We start from the raw sequence: 16284 nt of genomic DNA, 5'->3' as shown, positions 1-16284 counted from the left end.
TATCTGATACTCATTATACCCTTTTACGTTGTAATGTCAATTATTACCACTATCCAGCCATGCATCCAACTCGGCATCATGCCCCTGTTCTTGGGCAATTTCATACAGAAGTTCCTGATTATGAGTATGGTGAATCCCATTTACCAAACTTTCATAGTAGACCTGGAAATAGGGGAGCTTCAAATCCTTAGCCAGCTGCAACTCAGCTTCTACATCATAATCCACTCGACGAAAATCAATATCAGCCAAACCTGCCTCATCAAACTCTAAAATCATATATTGAGCCCGCAGGTCCTTACGCAACTTCGCATCTAAAAAGAAGGGTTGCCCAATCGATCCTGGATTAAGAATCAACTGTCCGTCACTTCCGTAACGAAGCAACTGTTGGTGGATATGCCCATATACTGCGATAGAGGCATGTGGCTCCGTCACCAATCTATCAAAATCTTCTTGTTTTCCCGTATGAATCAACTCTCTACCCCAGTTTTTATCAGGGAGATGGTGAGTGATTCCTACCGTCAAATCACCGAACCGACGGTGAACTTGCATGGGTTGATTGTGGAGGTCTTCGATTTCTTCAGGGCTAATCTCTTCTAAGATATACTGGCATTGGCGCAGGAGATAGCGATGACTCGCTTTTGTTGGATCTAGCTCGCGATGCAAGCCACGCCAGAGACTATTCTCCCAATTTCCCAGCACTCTTGCAGTGATGGGCAAGCTAGCTAAGAGATCCAATATCCTTCTACGTCCTGTTCCAGGCATGAGAATATCTCCCAAAAGCCAGTACTCATCTACCTTTTCCGCTTTTGCATCAGCCAATACAGCTTCCAGAGCTGTCATATTTCCATGTATATCTGAAAGAACTGCTATTTTAGTCATTCTTTCTCCTCATTTCCTCTTACTTCTTCTGTTAGTATTATAGCAGAAAACACTGCAAAAAATCACTATCACTACTTACCTGATCAACTTGTAAGAGCTTCCAAATCGTGCTATAATATAGGTAGAGAGCTCCCCTTCATTTAGGATTATGTGGTATTCAACCTCTCTCAATTTTTGCAGATTGGAGGACTATTGCCATGCGGAACCATCTTAAGTATATCCCATACTACCTTGTCATATTCTTCTTTTACTGGCCTCTCTATGAGTTGCTGTTACTGCTGATTTCTGACCCTTATACGCTGAAAGGACTTTACATTTATAACATCATCCTCTTTTCACCTTTGGCAACCTTCATCGTATCCCTTCTTTATAGCTACCGTTTCCAATTCTCACTGTGGTGGCTGCTCGGTATTGCTCTTCTCTATTGCTTTACCATCATCACTTTCAATGAATTCATTCTCGTTTATTTCCTAGCTTATGAATTCTTTGCCCTACTTGGTATGGCTTCAGGTTCAGGTATTAAATATATGCTCCAGCAAGGAAAAAATAAAAAACTTTCACAAAATCCTTGAAAATTCTCGCAATCATGCTATAATAATGCATAGAGACAAGTCACTTAGTCCCCTTTCTACTAGAGAGTGCGTGGTTGCTGGAAACGCATAGAGAGCCTAAACTGATACTACTCTACTGACTTTTATGAAAACATAAAACGGTGGCCACGTTAAAGCCAATCAGAGGTGTAGGTCTTTTTGACCTGCATAAATGAAGGTGGAACCACGTTGCGACGTCCTTTCGAGGATGTCGTTTTTATTTTGTCAGAAGGAGGAAGAATGATGTTTTATATGATTGGCGGATCGCCTTGTAGTGGAAAATCAACAATTGCCTCACTTCTTGCTAGACAGTATCAACTACTTCATATCAAACTGGATGATTTGGTAGAAGAGATGATGAGTCAAGCAAGTGCAGACTCACAGCCGATTTGCCTTCTGAGACAGGACAGAAGTCCAGAACAAATCTGGATGAGAAATCCAGAAGAGATGGCAGACGAAGAATGGTGCTTTTATGAAGAGATTTTTCCTTATGTAAAATCTTACTTAATAAAAAATCAAGATAGACCTCTCTTGGTTGAGGGAGCAGGACTTTTGCCTCACTTGGTAAAGGAGCTTGAATGCCCAGCGTCTTCCTATCTATGCTTGACTCCGACAGCTGATTTTCAGAAAAAGTACTATAAACAGAGAGAATGGGTTCCTTATGTCTTAGAGGGAACTACCAATCCTGAGAAAGCTTTTGAAAACTGGATGCAACGAGACATTCTTTTTGCCCAAATGGTTCGGCAGGAAGCGATGAAATTAGGCTATCCTAGCCTCATAACAGATGGTAGTCAGTCAGAAAATCAGACTGTGGAAGAAGTTGCTCGGCTCTTAAAATTGTCCAATAAAAATAGAATAAATATTTAAGGAGAAAACCATGATTAAGATTACTTTCCCAGATGGCGCTGTTCGTGAATTCGAATCTGGCGTTACAACTTTTGAAATTGCTCAATCCATCAGCAATTCCCTAGCTAAAAAAGCTCTCGCTGGTAAATTCAACGGTAAACTCATCGACACGACTCGTGCCATCACTGAAGATGGTGCTATTGAAATCGTGACACCTGATCACGAAGATGCTCTGCCAATCTTGCGCCACTCAGCTGCTCACTTGTTCGCCCAAGCAGCTCGCCGTCTTTTCCCAGACATTCACTTGGGAGTTGGTCCAGCTATCGAAGATGGCTTCTACTACGATACAGACAACCAAGCGGGTCAAATCTCTAACGAAGACCTTCCTCGTATCGAAGAAGAAATGCAAAAAATCGTTAAAGAAAATTTCCCTTCTATTCGTGAGGAAGTATCGAAAGATGAAGCGCGTGAAATCTTCAAGAATGACCCTTATAAGTTGGAATTGATAGAAGAACACTCTGAAGACGAAGGTGGTTTGACCATCTACCGTCAAGGTGAATACGTGGACCTTTGCCGTGGTCCGCACGTCCCATCAACAGGTCGTATCCAAATCTTCCACCTGCTCAACGTAGCTGGTGCCTACTGGCGTGGAAATAGCGACAACGCGATGATGCAACGAATCTACGGTACAGCTTGGTTTGACAAGAAAGACTTGAAGAACTACCTTCAAATGCGTGAAGAAGCCAAGGAACGTGACCACCGTAAACTCGGTAAAGAGCTTGATCTCTTCATGATTTCACAAGAAGTCGGACAAGGTTTACCATTCTGGTTACCAAATGGTGCCACTATCCGTCGTGAATTGGAACGCTACATTGTTGACAAGGAAATCGCTGCAGGCTACCAACATGTTTACACTCCACCAATTGCCTCAGTGGAACTCTATAAAACTTCTGGTCACTGGGATCACTACCGTGAAGATATGTTCCCAACTATGGACATGGGGGACGGTGAAGAGTTTGTCCTCCGCCCAATGAACTGTCCTCACCATATCGAAGTTTATAAACACCATGTACACTCATACCGTGAATTACCAATCCGCATCGCTGAGATTGGCATGATGCACCGATATGAAAAATCTGGCGCCCTTACAGGTCTTCAACGTGTACGTGAAATGTCCCTAAATGATGGCCATACTTTTGTAGCTCCAGAACAAATTGAGGAAGAATTCAAGAAAATTCTTCAATTGATTATCGACGTGTATGAAGACTTTAATTTGACAGATTACCGTTTCCGCTTGTCTTACCGCGATCCTGAAGATAAACACAAATACTTTGACAACGATGAAATGTGGGAAAATGCACAACGCATGTTGAAGGCAGCTATGGATGATATGGAACTGGACTACTTTGAAGCTGAAGGTGAAGCAGCCTTCTATGGTCCGAAACTCGATATCCAAGTGAAGACTGCCCTAGGAAAAGAAGAAACTCTTTCTACGATCCAGCTCGATTTCTTGTTGCCAGAACGCTTCGACCTCAAATACATCGGAGCTGATGGCGAAGAGCACCGTCCAGTCATGATTCACCGTGGGGTTATCTCAACTATGGAACGCTTCACAGCTATCTTGATTGAGAACTACAAGGGCGCCTTCCCAACATGGCTTGCACCACACCAAGTAACCCTCATTCCGGTATCTAACGAAAAACACGTGGACTACGCATGGGAAGTTGCTAAGAAACTCCGTGACTGCGGTGTCCGTGCCGATGTGGATGAGCGCAATGAAAAAATGCAGTTCAAGATTCGTGCCTCACAAACCAGCAAAGTTCCTTATCAGCTCATCGTTGGTGACAAGGAAATGGAAGACGGAACTGTCAACGTTCGTCGCTACGGCCAAAAAGAAACAAACACTGTCCCAGTAGATGAGTTTGTATCAGCAATCCTAGCTGATATCGCCAACAAATCACGCGTTGAGAAATAAAACAATCACAGTCTGAGAAACATTTTTCAGTAAGAAAAAGCAACAACTGAAATAGTTGTTGCTTTTTTATATTTTATTTAACCTGAGCTAGTAGTGATTGGTCAAACCACCACAAATGGTATCCTCATCAACAATCCTTTCTATCAACTAACTGTTGGATATAGGATATCCTCCCAAAATTTGCTTCCATGAGTTAGATAAGTTGACTATCCTCAATCCTTGTCTGCCTCATTTTCTTTTACGAGATCTTTTTGCGAATCCTTTTCAGAGAGTTTTTGATCGATATACTTGTCAATGGTTTCATAAAATTCCTTGGTCGTATCACTGTCTAATTTTGTCGAATTATGAACTTGATTGACTTTTAATTGAACAGATTGAATACCGTAAGAGGCTTGTTTTTGATGGAGCGTTTCTAATTCTTCTTCTGAAATCGGATCTCCAACAACCGTTAAGACCAATTCATTGTTTCTTGACTTGTAGACTTGATTAATGACCGTGTGATTGGCGAACTCTTTTGCTACAAACTGTTTGATTCCTTCTTTTCGCGCTTGATCTATCGACAGAGTGACTGCTGAATAGCTGGCTGGAAGAACCAATAATACAATCAAGGATGTCAAGCCAATTTTCATTTTAATGTTTAACTCTTTAAATGAACTTAAGGGAGATTTTCTCATCAAAATTCTTGTTCCAACAATATTGGCTAGCATGATAAAGACACAGTTGATCAAGAAAAGATAGAGAGCCCCAAATAAAAATCGTACATTTCCGTTAGCTAAACCATATCCTGCAGTACAGATAGGTGGCATCAGAGCTGTTGCAATGGCTACTCCTGGCACGATATTGTTTGCTTCTTTTTTCCTTGATCCAATTACACCTGCTATCCCACCAGCAATAGCAATGAGAACATCCCAAATGGTTGGAGAGGTTCGTGCAATCAGTTCGCTACTTGCATAAGATAAGGGAGAAATCCAGAAATACAGAGTCGAGACAAGCAAACTGACCAATACTTGAGTAAATAAAACCTCTAGAGATTGTTTGATTAAACGGGTATCAAAAATAGCTAAACCAAAACCCAGTCCAACAATCGGTGTCATAAGAGGGGAAATCAGCATGGCTCCAATAATGACAGCTGTTGAATTCATATTTAAACCTATAGAGGCAATAAAAATCGCACACATCAAAATCACTGTATCTCTTAATCGAACATGAAGATCATCATATAATTTCTCACGATATTCACGTGTTGAATAGTTTCCGGTCATTGGTTACTCCTTTTATTTCATATACTCTTGTTTCTGCTTGGATGATGGCAGAGAGACTTCTTTTCAATCTTACATATTTTTAATTCTCACCTGTTATATTTTTGAAAATTATCCTTTAAGCATCCGTCAGTCTATCCTTAACATTATATCAAAAATTTTACAGTCTTTCTCTGGAAAAATATATCAATTTAAAAGATAGAGAAAGGAAGAAAATTTTGTTTCCTTATCCGAAAAAGAAAAAACGGTATCTCCTCTGAAAGAAGATGCCGTTTTAATGTTTAAACTTGATGAGTGTGTTTGACATTCCATTGCTCCATTTTTATTTTCAACCAGAAGCCATAGATCCCAAACGTGATGATGGTTAGAAGAAACCCCTTGATCCAGTTACCGAACAGTTGTGCTCCAGTCCCGTCAAAGTATAGACGTTGACCATCCACTACCGTGTGTTTGGTTTTCAATTTTGCATCATGCAAACCGCCCAAGGTGTTGCGATCCCAAAAGTAAGTCCGCAAATTATGGCTGCTAAGATAGAGTATCCAATATAATCTAGGATTCCTCCGTCAAAATAACTTTCTTTCACATCTTTTATTTTTTGACTATATTCTAGTCGTTTCCTAATGTAATATTTTTTTACATCTGGACAATCTTACGGTAACTTCTAGACGTTATCATGAAAATAGAGATATCGACTAAAACAAAAATTCCACAGATGGATAAGGTTATCATCAACTATGCTCACTCAATCATCAGATTCATATTGGAAAATTTAATGCGTACGGTCGTTCCCTTTCCAACCTCAGAATCGATACGAATCTGGTGGCCCAGTTCTTCAGAAATTTTCTTGGATAGGTAGAGGCCCAGTCCAGATGACTGCTGGGTCAAGCGACCATTGTAGCCTGAAAAGCCACGTTCAAAGACTCGGAGCACATCGCTGTTTTTAATCCCGATTCCCGTATCCTTGATACAGAGCTCCTGGCCCTCCATATAAATCTCCAAACCGCCTTCCCTGGTGTACTTGAGGCTGTTTGAGAGGATTTGTTCAATGACGACCAACAGCCACTTCTTATCGGTCACGATAGTTTTGTCGAGGTCATGGAGATTGACCGCCAGTCCTTTTTGGATAAAGAAAAGAGCATACTTGCGAACCACTTCCTTCACCAAGTCCTCCACTTGAACCTTTTCAAATACCAAGTCATCGTGGAAGCTCTCCAAACGAAGATACTGCAATACCAGATTGGTATAGGAGTCAATCTTGAAGATTTCCTGTTCCAGTTGCTGCTTGACCTCCCGATCAGAGACTTCTGCTACTAAGAGACGGCTCGCCGCAATGGGGGTCTTAATCTGGTGAACCCACAAGGTATAGTAATCAAGCAAATCCGTCAGCTTGCTTTGGGCTTCCGACTTCTTTTGATACAATTCAGATTCAAGCTCTTCGAGCTTTTCTGCTAGCGCACATTCCAGAGGAGACTTGGGGTCTCGCTCAGCATAGAGTGCTTCCTGACGGTAAACCTGAGCTTCTGCAAATATATCCCAAGCCAAAAATAAGAAGGTCAAAAAGCCACTGAGCAGAAAGAAATAAAGAAAATAAGTTCCTAGACTAGCAAATAAAAACTGAAAGAGAAGGACGAGAAAGCCCAATGAAAAGATATAGGCAAAAACGCGACTGCGAGAGCGCAGATAGGCTAGAAAAAATTGTCTCCAATCAAGCATGTTTCAGTCCGTATCCTATTCCTTTCTTGGTCTCGATAAATCCAACCAAACCTTGCTCTTCCAATTTTTTACGCAATCGAGCCACATTAACAGACAGGGTATTGTCATCGATGAAAAAGTCGCTATTCCAGAGTTCCCGCATCAGGTCATCACGCGCCACGATATTGCCCGCATGTTCAAACAAAACCCGCAAAATTTGAAATTCATTCTTGGTCAAACTCAGGACTTCCCCCTGATAGTGCAAATCCATAGACTTGGTGTTGAGGATCACACCCGCATACTCCAGCAGACTCTCATCTCGGCCAAATTCATAAGAACGGCGCAACAAGCCCTGAACCTTTGCAAGAAGCACCTGCTGGTCAAAAGGCTTGGTCACAAAGTCATCCGCTCCCATGTTGATTGCCATGACGATATCCATAGCCTGGTCTCTCGAAGACAGAAACATGATGGGAACCTTGGAAATCTTGCGAATTTCCTGACACCAGTGGTAACCATTAAAAAGAGGCAAACCAATATCCATGAGGACCAAATGAGGTTCTGACTGAACAAAAAGGCTCAATACTTCCATAAAATCTTCTACCAAAACGACCTCAAAGCCCCACTCAGAGAGCAGTTTCCCAACTTGTTTCCGAATGACTTGGTCATCCTCTACTAGCAAAATTTTGTGCATGCGCTCCTCCTTTGTTATTTATCAAAGTATCAAACCCCTTAAAAAAATTCTCTGGATTAGTACCTCAATTGTCTAGCTACCTATTTTTCAAATTCAGATTAGTAAACAGATGCTAAATAGAGAACATTCCCACTGATATCATACCTTATTTTTAAGTATAGTTCCAGCCTTATCCTATATTTTCCTTTTTGTGCTCATTTAGTTAGCGTTTCTTTCACTTATTTAATAGATCTGGCCTTCTTATTGACAAGCTAGCCATGATTTGTTAGAATGTGAATGAATAAATCGATTTATTCATTCATTAAATAAAGGAGGTTAAATCAGATTGGACAAAAAACAAGCTTTAAAGACAGCGGCCTATGAAGTTTTTTCGAAAAAAGGTTACAAGGCAACAGGAATTTCAGAAATTGCTAGGCAAGCTGGTGTTGCAGTTGGTTCTTTTTATAACTATTACGAGAGTAAAGAAGCCATTTTTCTAGACATCTATATAGATGAAAACAATCGTGTTCGCCAAGCTATGATCGAAGAACTGGATTGGGAAATTGACATGATCGACCTCATTGGTCAACTATTTTCTCATTCCAGAACTCTCGTTTCTTCCAATAAAATCCTTGCAGAATGGTACAATCCTGCCATAGCAGATGAGTTACACAGCTACTATTCCTCGGAAGAAGGCAAAGTCGCAAATCCATTTCATCAGTTTCTAGTTAAAACTTTTACAAATCGTATGCAGGCTGAAGGGTACTCGCCAGAAAAGATTCAAGAGATTTTACAAGTTTACAACCTATTTTACTACATGGATATGCATATCACGGAAAAAGATTTTCCAGATATTGGCAAGACCGTTGAAATACTTGCAACCAACTTCATAAAAGGAGTTCTAAAATAAAGAATGGATTTCTTTATTTTTTGGAAAAATATGAATGAATTATTTTATAGTTCATTCATAAAATTAAGAATAGGAGTCATAAAAAATGAAAAGAGGTAAAAAAATGTTTATTATCATTCTATCAACACTTGGAGTCTTAGGCCTTATAACTTGGGGCACCATCGCTTATCTTGGACGAAACCAGACATTATCGATAAAATCCATCGAAAATCCCAGCGGAGATCTGTATTTAATTCACATCACAAAACCAAGTTATCAAAACTGGAAAGCTGGGGCTTATGCCAAGTTTACACTCCCTGATACTTCTTCTACTACTAATAAAAACGAAGCTAAGGGAGAGCAAACCAGTCGATGGATAACCATTGCCTCAACACCTGATGAAGATGAAATCCTCATTTTAACTCATAATAGTGGTAGCCTCTTTAAGGAAACCTTGACACATTTACCGGCTGGCAGTGAGATTGAGATGAGTTGGCTGGATTCCTCTTTGACTGTTAAAGATACGAATAAGCCACTAGTTTGCTTTGCATCTGATGTTGGTATTTCTGCTCTACGCCCCCTTATCAAAGAATGGGCTGGTAAATGTCCGATTATTCTCAATCATTTTGACAAAGGAGTTACTATTTTCGATAATGAGATGAAAGGACTGGCTCAAAAAACATCGAATTTTACTTATAAAACTAGCGATGAACTTTCTCAAAGTCAAGCATTTTTAAAACATGCTATTGATGAATACGGCAATCAAGCCAGCTATCTCATCACAGGTCAGCCTGATGATGTAAATGAGATGAAGAATTTTTTAAAGGAAAATGGGATTGATAGCAATAATATCCAAGTTAGCTCGTTTAGAGGATTGAAATAAAAGCATTCTGTCTTCTGTATCTCTGAATCAAACCTAACTACTAGTTCATTATGGAGAGGGACTAAGCAAGCCTACTAGCTAATTCTCTGTAAATGTGGTAGGATAAACATAGAGAAAGGAGCTTTTATGGCCAATATTTTTGACTACTTGAATGATGTAGCATACGATTCCTTTTATGACCTCTCAATGAACGAGCTGGATGTTCTTGCCTTGACTGAATTAACCTATCTTCCTTTTGATGATGTAGTCGCCCAAGAACCAAAGCGTCTCATAGATCTAGCACCTCAAATCCCTAGAGAAACGACGATGTTGACTAGCAAAAACCGCCTCCAGTTGTTGGATCAGCTCGCTCAACACAAACGCTTTAAAAATTGCAAGCTCTCAGACTTTATCAACGATATTGATCCTGAATTGCAAAAACAGTTTGCGGCTATGACTTATCGTATCAGTCTCGATACTTATTTACTTGTTTTTCGTGGGACAGATGATAGTATCATCGGTTGGAAAGAAGATTTCCATATGACCTATATGAAGGAAATTCCAGCTCAAAAACATGCCCTCCAGTATTTACAAGACTTTTTTGTTCAACATCCTAACCAAAAGGTTGTCCTAGCAGGGCACTCAAAGGGGGGCAATTTAGCTGTCTATGCTGCTAGTCAACTCGACCCACTTTTACAAAAAAACATTGTCGCCGTCTATACTTTTGATGCGCCTGGACTTCACGAGGAACTGACCGAAACAGCTGGCTATCAAAACATGATGGAAAGAACGAAAGTATTTGTCCCACAAGGGTCTATCATCGGAATGATGCTGGAAATCCCTGATAAGAAAATCGTCGTTCGAAGCACTGCCCTAGGTGGTCTTGCTCAGCACGACACCTTTAGTTGGCAGATTGAAGACAAACACTTTGTCCAACTAGACGAGACCAATAGTGACAGCCAACAAGTCGATACTACTCTCAAGGAATGGGTTGAGACGGTCCCTGATACGGAACTGCAACTCTACTTCGACCTCTTTTTTGGAATCATTCTTGATGCAGGCATCTCCTCTATCAATGATCTTTCTTCCTTCAAGGTCATTGAACACATTCACCATCTCTTTGTCCAAGCCCAATCCCTCACTCCCGAAGAAAGAGAAACCATGGGACGACTAACCCAGCTCTTGATCGACACCCGCTACCAAGCTTGGAAAAATCGTTAAGGTAGAAAAAGACCTTCTGATACCCTAAGCATTCTCTTCTGTGTTATACTGATATCAGTACATTCTTTGAGAGAGGAAATCCTATGAAAATCCATAAAACTGTCAATCCTGTTGCCTATGAAAACACCTACTACATAGAGGGAGACCATCACCTGATTGTGGTTGACCCAGGTAGCCATTGGGAAGCTATTCGCAAGACTATTGAGAAAATCAACAAACCAGTCTGCGCGATTCTCCTGACCCACACCCACTACGACCATATTATGAGTCTGGACTTGGTTCGCGAGACTTTTGGAAATCCCCCAGTTTATGTAGCAGAGAGCGAAGCCAGCTGGCTTTACACTCCAGTCGATAATCTCTCTGGTCTCCCTCGTCATGATGATCTGGCAGATGTGGTCGCAAAACCAGCAGAGCACACCTTTGTCTTTCATGAAGAATACCAGCTTGAAGAATTCCGTTTTACTGCCCTACCAACCCCAGGCCACTCTATCGGTGGTGTTTCCCTCGTCTTTCCTGATGCCCATCTAGTCTTGACTGGAGATGCTCTTTTCCGCGAAACCATCGGACGGACCGACCTCCCTACTGGTAGTATGGAACAACTCCTCCATAGCATTCAGACTCAACTCTTCACTCTTCCTAACTACGACGTCTACCCCGGCCATGGTCCAGCTACGACTATCGCTCACGAAAAGACTTTTAATCCCTTTTTCTAGCAAGCAAAAAAACCAAGGATGCTATCCTTGGTTTTAGTCTTACCAAATAATCACACGGTCCTCTGGTGAACGCCACATACCATCGCCTTCTTTGACATCATAGGTTGTAAAGAAGTCATCGAAGTTTGGTACTTGGACGTTGACACGAAGTTTGGCAGGTGCGTGCACGTCAACACTGGCCATGAGTTTCATCAACTCAGGACGGCCTTTCATGCGCCAGATACGAGCAAAGTTGTGGAAGAATTCTTCAGCAGAGAAGTCTGGTTCTCTCTTGGCAGCTTCAAGGGCTGCAGCAATTCCTCCCAGGTCGGCAACGTTTTCGGATACGGTTAATTTTCCGTTGATTCTTGCGCCGTAAGATTCTTGGCCATCAAATTGGTCGATAACTTTTTGCGTTTTTTCTTTAAAGGCGGCATAGTCACTCTCTGTCCACCAATCCTTGAGACTACCATTTTCATCAAAGGACGCACCATTTGTATCAAAGGCATGAGAAATCTCGTGGGCAATAACAGCACCAATACCACCGTAGTTGGCAGAAGACGACTGATGCAAGTCATAGAATGGAGCCTGTAGAATGGCTGCTGGGAAGACAATCAAGTTCTTCTGAGGATTGTAGTAGGCATTAACCATGTGAGCAGGCATGCCCCACTCCTTGTAGTCAACCGGTTGGTTCCACTTGCTCCAACTATGCTTGATTTCCACACGCGCAAAGGCTAGGGCATTGTCAAAAAGACTAGCCGTTTCATCGACCACCTTGTCCTTGTAGCGTGCTGGTAATTCCTCTGGATAACCGATATAAGGCTTGATGACATTGAGTTTGACAATGGCCTTATCACGTGTTTCAGGCGTGAGCCAGTCGTTCTTAGCCAAGCGTTCCTTATAAACGTCAATCATAGTCGCTACTTTTTTCTCTACGTCTGCCTTAGCTTCTGGAGAGAATTTTTCATGCGCATACCAGAGACCCAGAGCCTGCTTGAAAGGTCCTTGGGCCAAGTGATAAGCTGCCTTGACCTTGTCCTGAGCTTCTGGAACACCTGAAAGGGCACGTCCATAGGCACCTGACAAGACACGAATCTCGTCTGTGAGATAGCTGGTTGAAAGATTGACCACAGCCAAAATCAAGGTTGCCTTGAGCAAAGGCCATGCTTCTTCACTATAAAATTGGTCTGCTGCTTGCCAGAAACGTTCTTCATCTACAATGACCTTGTCCGGCGTTTGTCCAATCACCTTTTGGAAGAAGTCATCTAGAGGTAGGGCAGGGGCGAATTTCTTGAAGTCTTCATAAGCGTATGGATGATAGAGTTTGGCATATTCTGAGCTTTCTTCATTAGAAAGTACCACAGCTGCAACTCGACGGTCCAACTCCAATCTCTTCTCTAGTAAGTCTGCGATTTCCTCATCTGAAAAATCATAGGCTTTGAGAAGATTTGTGGTACTTTCCTTCCACAAACCTAGCAACTCCTCACGTTGAGGATGGTCTTCAACATAGTAAGTCGTATCTGGCAAAATCGTCCCTGGTGCACTTGCCCAGAGAACATTGGTTCTGGCATCCATAAAGTCTGGTGAAACACCAAATGGCAAGAAGTTTGGTTTACCAGCTAGTTCAAACGCTGCTAGTTTGCTGGTAAAATCTGCAAAACTCTCCAAATCTTGGTATTCCTTGAGTAGAGGAAGGACGGGCTTGATCCCATCTGCTTCTCTCTTGTCAAAATCACGTACCATGCGATGGTACTTGACAAAGTTGGCGAGGATGGCATCCTCTGGGACATCCTCACCTGCCAACCACTTGTCCGTAGTCGCCAGCATAAGCTCCTCAATTTCCTCATCAAGGTCAATAAAACCACCTGTTCGAGATTTGTCAGCTGGAATGACAGCTGTTTTTTCCCATTCGCCATTAATAGCGTCATAAAAATCATCTTGATAACGTGTCATCTTGTTCTCGCTTTCATATTTTCACTTATTCCTAGCTTAGCAAAAAAATCTAGGGAATGCAATCAAAAATAAATTTCTTATATCTTTCATTTTATTGTTATTTTATTAAATTTTTTAAAAATTAACTTGACTTAATTTTTTTTTTAATGTATATTAAATACAGGAGGGAGGAATTTGTTATGATACGTATTGAACACCTCAGTGTCTCCTACAAGGAAACGTTGGCACTAAAGGATATTTCACTAGTGCTCCAAGGACCAACGATTACCGGAATTATTGGTCCAAATGGTGCTGGAAAATCAACTTTATTAAAAGGTATGTTGGGAATTATCCCACATGAAGGTCAGGCCTTTCTCGACGACAAAGAAGTCAAGAAATCTTTAAATCGAGTTGCCTATGTCGAGCAAAAAATCCATATCGACTACAATTTTCCTATCAAGGTCAAGGAATGTGTCTCACTGGGACTCTATCCATCCATACCGCTCTTCCACACTTTAAAGGCCAGCCACTGGAAAAAAGTGGCAGATGCACTTGAAATCGTTGGACTCTCAGACTATGCTGATCGCCAAATCAGCCAGCTCTCAGGCGGACAATTCCAACGTGTTTTGATTGCCCGTTGCTTAGTACAGGAAGCTGACTACATCTTTTTAGATGAGCCTTTTGTCGGGATTGACTCGATCAGTGAAGAGATTATCATGAATACGCTGAGAGACCTTAAAAAAGCTGGTAAAACAGTTCTCATCGTCCATCATGACCTCAGCAAAGTCCCCCATTATTTCGACCAAGTTTTGCTTCTCAATCGAGAACTAATAGACCTTGGCTCGACCGAAGAAACCTTTACCGAGGCCAATCTCAAAAAGGCCTACGGTAGCAAACTCTTTTTCAATGGAGGTGACCTATGATAGCAGAATTTATCAATGGATTGCAAAATTTCCATTTCCTACAAAACGCCTTGATCACAGCTATTGTTATTGGAGTCGTTGCTGGAGCTGTGGGATGTTTTATCATCCTGCGTGGAATGTCTCTCATGGGAGATGCCATCTCTCACGCAGTTTTGCCTGGCGTAGCCCTTTCCTTTATCCTGGGAATTGATTTCTTTATTGGAGCAATCATCTTTGGTTTGATGGCTTCCATCATCATTACCTACATCAAGGGTAACTCTATCATCAAGAGTGACACCGCCATTGGTATTACCTTTTCATCTTTCTTAGCCTTAGGTGTCATCTTGATTAGTGTTGCCAAGAGTTCGACAGATCTCTTCCATATCCTTTTTGGGAATATCCTCGCTGTCCAAGATACGGACATGTGGATTACCATTGGTGTGGGGGCATTGATTCTCTTGATTATTGGGATTTTCTTTAAACAACTATTGATTACATCCTTTGACGAGCTCCTGGCTAAAGCCATGGGAATGCCCGTTAATTTCTACCACTATCTGCTCATGGTGCTCCTGACCCTTGTATCCGTCACCGCCATGCAAAGTGTTGGAACTATTCTTATCGTGGCCATGTTGATTACCCCAGCTGCGACGGCTTACCTTTATGCTAATAGCCTAAAGAGCATGATTTTTCTTTCATCAACCCTAGGGGCAACCGCTTCTGTCTTGGGACTCTTTATCGGCTATAGTTTCAATCTCGCAGCAGGATCCAGCATCGTGCTCACATCCGCCAGCTTCTTTCTAATCAGTTTCTTTATCTCTCCTAAGCAACGATACTTGAAACTGAAAAACAAAAAAATCATTAAATAACGGGGAAACCCTTCTGGAGGAATCTAATGAAAAAATTAGGTACTTTGCTTGTTCTTTTTCTTTCTATCATTGGATTAGCTGCCTGTGCTAGCGGAAAAAAAGACACAGCATCTACAAACCAAAAACTAAAGGTTGTAGCGACTAACTCAATCATCGCTGATATTACCAAGAATATCGCTGGTGACAAGATTGATCTTCACAGTATCGTTCCTGTTGGTCAAGACCCACATGAGTACGAACCACTTCCTGAAGACGTAAAGAAAACTTCTCAAGCTGATTTGATTTTCTATAACGGAATCAATCTTGAAACAGGTGGCAATGCTTGGTTTACCAAATTGGTCGAAAATGCCAAGAAAACTGAAAACAAAGACTACTTTGCAGTTAGCGACGGTGTAGACATCATCTACCTTGAAGGTCAAAACGAGAAAGGCAAAGAAGATCCACACGCTTGGCTCAACCTTGAAAATGGGATGATTTATGCTAAAAATATCGCTAAACAGCTGATCGCTAAGGATCCTAGCAACAAGGAATTCTACGAAAAAAATCTCAAAGACTATACTGAAAAACTAGACAAACTGGACAAGGAAGCCAAAGAGAAATTTAACAATATCCCTGCTGAGAAGAAACTCATCGTAACCAGCGAAGGATGCTTCAAATACTTCTCTAAAGCCTACGGAGTTCCAAGTGCCTACATCTGGGAAATCAACACGGAAGAGGAAGGAACACCTGAACAAATCAAGACCTTGGTTGAAAAGCTTCGCCAAACAAAAGTTCCATCACTCTTTGTTGAATCAAGTGTCGATGACCGTCCAATGAAGACTGTTTCACAAGACACAGATATTCCAATTTACGCACAAATCTTTACTGACTCAATTGCTGAAGAAGGTAAAGAAGGCGACAGCTACTACAGCATGATGAAATACAACCTTGACAAGATTGCTGAAGGTTTGTCAAAATAATCCATTAAAAAACGTCGTTCTCACATGAACAGGCGTTTTTTTTATCTTTT

15 protein-coding genes and 2 pseudogenes are annotated in these 16284 nt (G+C 41.4%); 10 read left to right on the top strand and 7 right to left on the bottom strand.

Annotated features, from left to right (window positions below; genetic code table 11):
* Positions 1 to 36: 36 nt before the first annotated feature.
* Positions 37 to 879 (bottom strand): metallophosphoesterase family protein, encoded by an 843-nt coding sequence (locus tag BLS46_RS06500; protein ID WP_093586428.1) that lies wholly within the window; start codon positions 877 to 879, stop codon positions 37 to 39.
* A 197-nt stretch (positions 880 to 1076) separates the two neighbouring features.
* Here BLS46_RS06500 and BLS46_RS09910 point away from each other — a divergent pair, with 197 nt between their 5' ends.
* The 3 genes from BLS46_RS09910 (at position 1077) to thrS (ending at position 4290) form a co-directional block, all read left to right on the top strand.
* Entirely contained in the window at positions 1077 to 1451 is a 375-nt protein-coding gene (locus tag BLS46_RS09910) for a hypothetical protein (protein ID WP_093586426.1), read from the top strand.
* A gap of 258 nt (positions 1452 to 1709) precedes the next feature.
* A complete protein-coding gene (locus BLS46_RS06490) occupies positions 1710 to 2336 on the top strand; it encodes an adenylate kinase family protein (RefSeq protein ID WP_093586424.1) in 627 nt (208 codons plus the stop codon).
* Positions 2337 to 2346: 10 nt separating this feature from the next.
* Positions 2347 to 4290 carry a threonine--tRNA ligase gene (gene thrS, locus BLS46_RS06485; protein ID WP_093586422.1) on the top strand — a complete coding sequence of 648 codons (1944 nt, stop codon included), beginning with the start codon at positions 2347 to 2349 and terminating at the stop codon, positions 4288 to 4290.
* 212 nt (positions 4291 to 4502) lie between these two features.
* Here the strand turns inward: thrS and BLS46_RS06480 are convergent, their stop codons facing one another.
* The 5 genes and pseudogenes from BLS46_RS06480 to BLS46_RS06460 form a co-directional block, all read right to left on the bottom strand.
* A complete protein-coding gene (locus BLS46_RS06480) occupies positions 4503 to 5552 on the bottom strand; it encodes a DUF389 domain-containing protein (protein WP_093586420.1) in 1050 nt (349 codons plus the stop codon).
* Positions 5553 to 5830: 278 nt separating this feature from the next.
* Positions 5831 to 6132: pseudogene (locus BLS46_RS06475) on the bottom strand (DUF898 family protein).
* Positions 6133 to 6182: 50 nt separating this feature from the next.
* Positions 6183 to 6281 (bottom strand): annotated as a pseudogene (locus BLS46_RS10120) (peptide ABC transporter); the annotation flags it as partial.
* Positions 6282 to 6287: 6 nt separating this feature from the next.
* Positions 6288 to 7262, bottom strand: coding sequence for a sensor histidine kinase (locus BLS46_RS06465; protein ID WP_093586418.1), 975 nt, complete (start codon positions 7260 to 7262; stop codon positions 6288 to 6290).
* Positions 7255 to 7932: a response regulator transcription factor gene (locus BLS46_RS06460; RefSeq protein ID WP_093586416.1), complete on the bottom strand. Its 678-nt coding sequence runs from the start codon at positions 7930 to 7932 to the stop codon at positions 7255 to 7257. Before BLS46_RS06460 ends, BLS46_RS06465 begins: the two co-directional genes overlap by 8 nt.
* Positions 7933 to 8251: 319 nt before the next feature.
* Between BLS46_RS06460 and BLS46_RS06455 the strand changes: the two genes are divergently transcribed.
* From BLS46_RS06455 to BLS46_RS06440, 4 genes are all read left to right on the top strand, one after another.
* The gene (locus tag BLS46_RS06455; RefSeq protein WP_093586414.1) at positions 8252 to 8821 is read left to right on the top strand and encodes a TetR/AcrR family transcriptional regulator; all 570 of its coding nucleotides are present in this window, start codon (positions 8252 to 8254) and stop codon (positions 8819 to 8821) included.
* Positions 8822 to 8906: 85 nt separating this feature from the next.
* Positions 8907 to 9683: a ferredoxin reductase domain-containing protein gene (locus BLS46_RS06450; protein ID WP_093586412.1), complete on the top strand. Its 777-nt coding sequence runs from the start codon at positions 8907 to 8909 to the stop codon at positions 9681 to 9683.
* A gap of 126 nt (positions 9684 to 9809) precedes the next feature.
* On the top strand, positions 9810 to 10883 hold the full coding sequence (locus BLS46_RS06445; RefSeq protein WP_093586410.1) for a DUF2974 domain-containing protein: 1074 nt from the start codon (positions 9810 to 9812) through the stop codon (positions 10881 to 10883).
* Positions 10884 to 10966: 83 nt separating this feature from the next.
* Complete coding sequence (locus BLS46_RS06440) at positions 10967 to 11596, top strand: MBL fold metallo-hydrolase (protein WP_093586408.1); 630 nt, start codon at positions 10967 to 10969, stop codon at positions 11594 to 11596.
* 39 nt (positions 11597 to 11635) lie between these two features.
* Here the strand turns inward: BLS46_RS06440 and BLS46_RS06435 are convergent, their stop codons facing one another.
* A complete protein-coding gene (locus tag BLS46_RS06435; RefSeq protein ID WP_093586406.1) occupies positions 11636 to 13528 on the bottom strand; it encodes a M13 family metallopeptidase in 1893 nt (630 codons plus the stop codon).
* 179 nt (positions 13529 to 13707) lie between these two features.
* Between BLS46_RS06435 and BLS46_RS06430 the strand changes: the two genes are divergently transcribed.
* From BLS46_RS06430 to BLS46_RS06420, 3 genes are read left to right on the top strand one after another with little or no spacing between them, the layout of a single operon-like run.
* Positions 13708 to 14430: a metal ABC transporter ATP-binding protein gene (locus tag BLS46_RS06430; protein WP_084921356.1), complete on the top strand. Its 723-nt coding sequence runs from the start codon at positions 13708 to 13710 to the stop codon at positions 14428 to 14430.
* Entirely contained in the window at positions 14427 to 15275 is an 849-nt protein-coding gene (locus BLS46_RS06425; protein ID WP_000559799.1) for a metal ABC transporter permease, read from the top strand. Before BLS46_RS06430 ends, BLS46_RS06425 begins: the two co-directional genes overlap by 4 nt.
* A 26-nt stretch (positions 15276 to 15301) precedes the next feature.
* Complete coding sequence (locus tag BLS46_RS06420) at positions 15302 to 16234, top strand: metal ABC transporter substrate-binding protein (RefSeq protein ID WP_093586404.1); 933 nt, start codon at positions 15302 to 15304, stop codon at positions 16232 to 16234.
* Positions 16235 to 16284: the final 50 nt, after the last annotated feature.

The organism is Streptococcus sp. NLAE-zl-C503 (assembly GCF_900104285.1).
Classification (GTDB): domain Bacteria; phylum Bacillota; class Bacilli; order Lactobacillales; family Streptococcaceae; genus Streptococcus.
The sequence above is the reverse complement of the archived record's forward strand: the minus strand, read 5'-3'. Positions and strand labels throughout refer to the sequence as shown.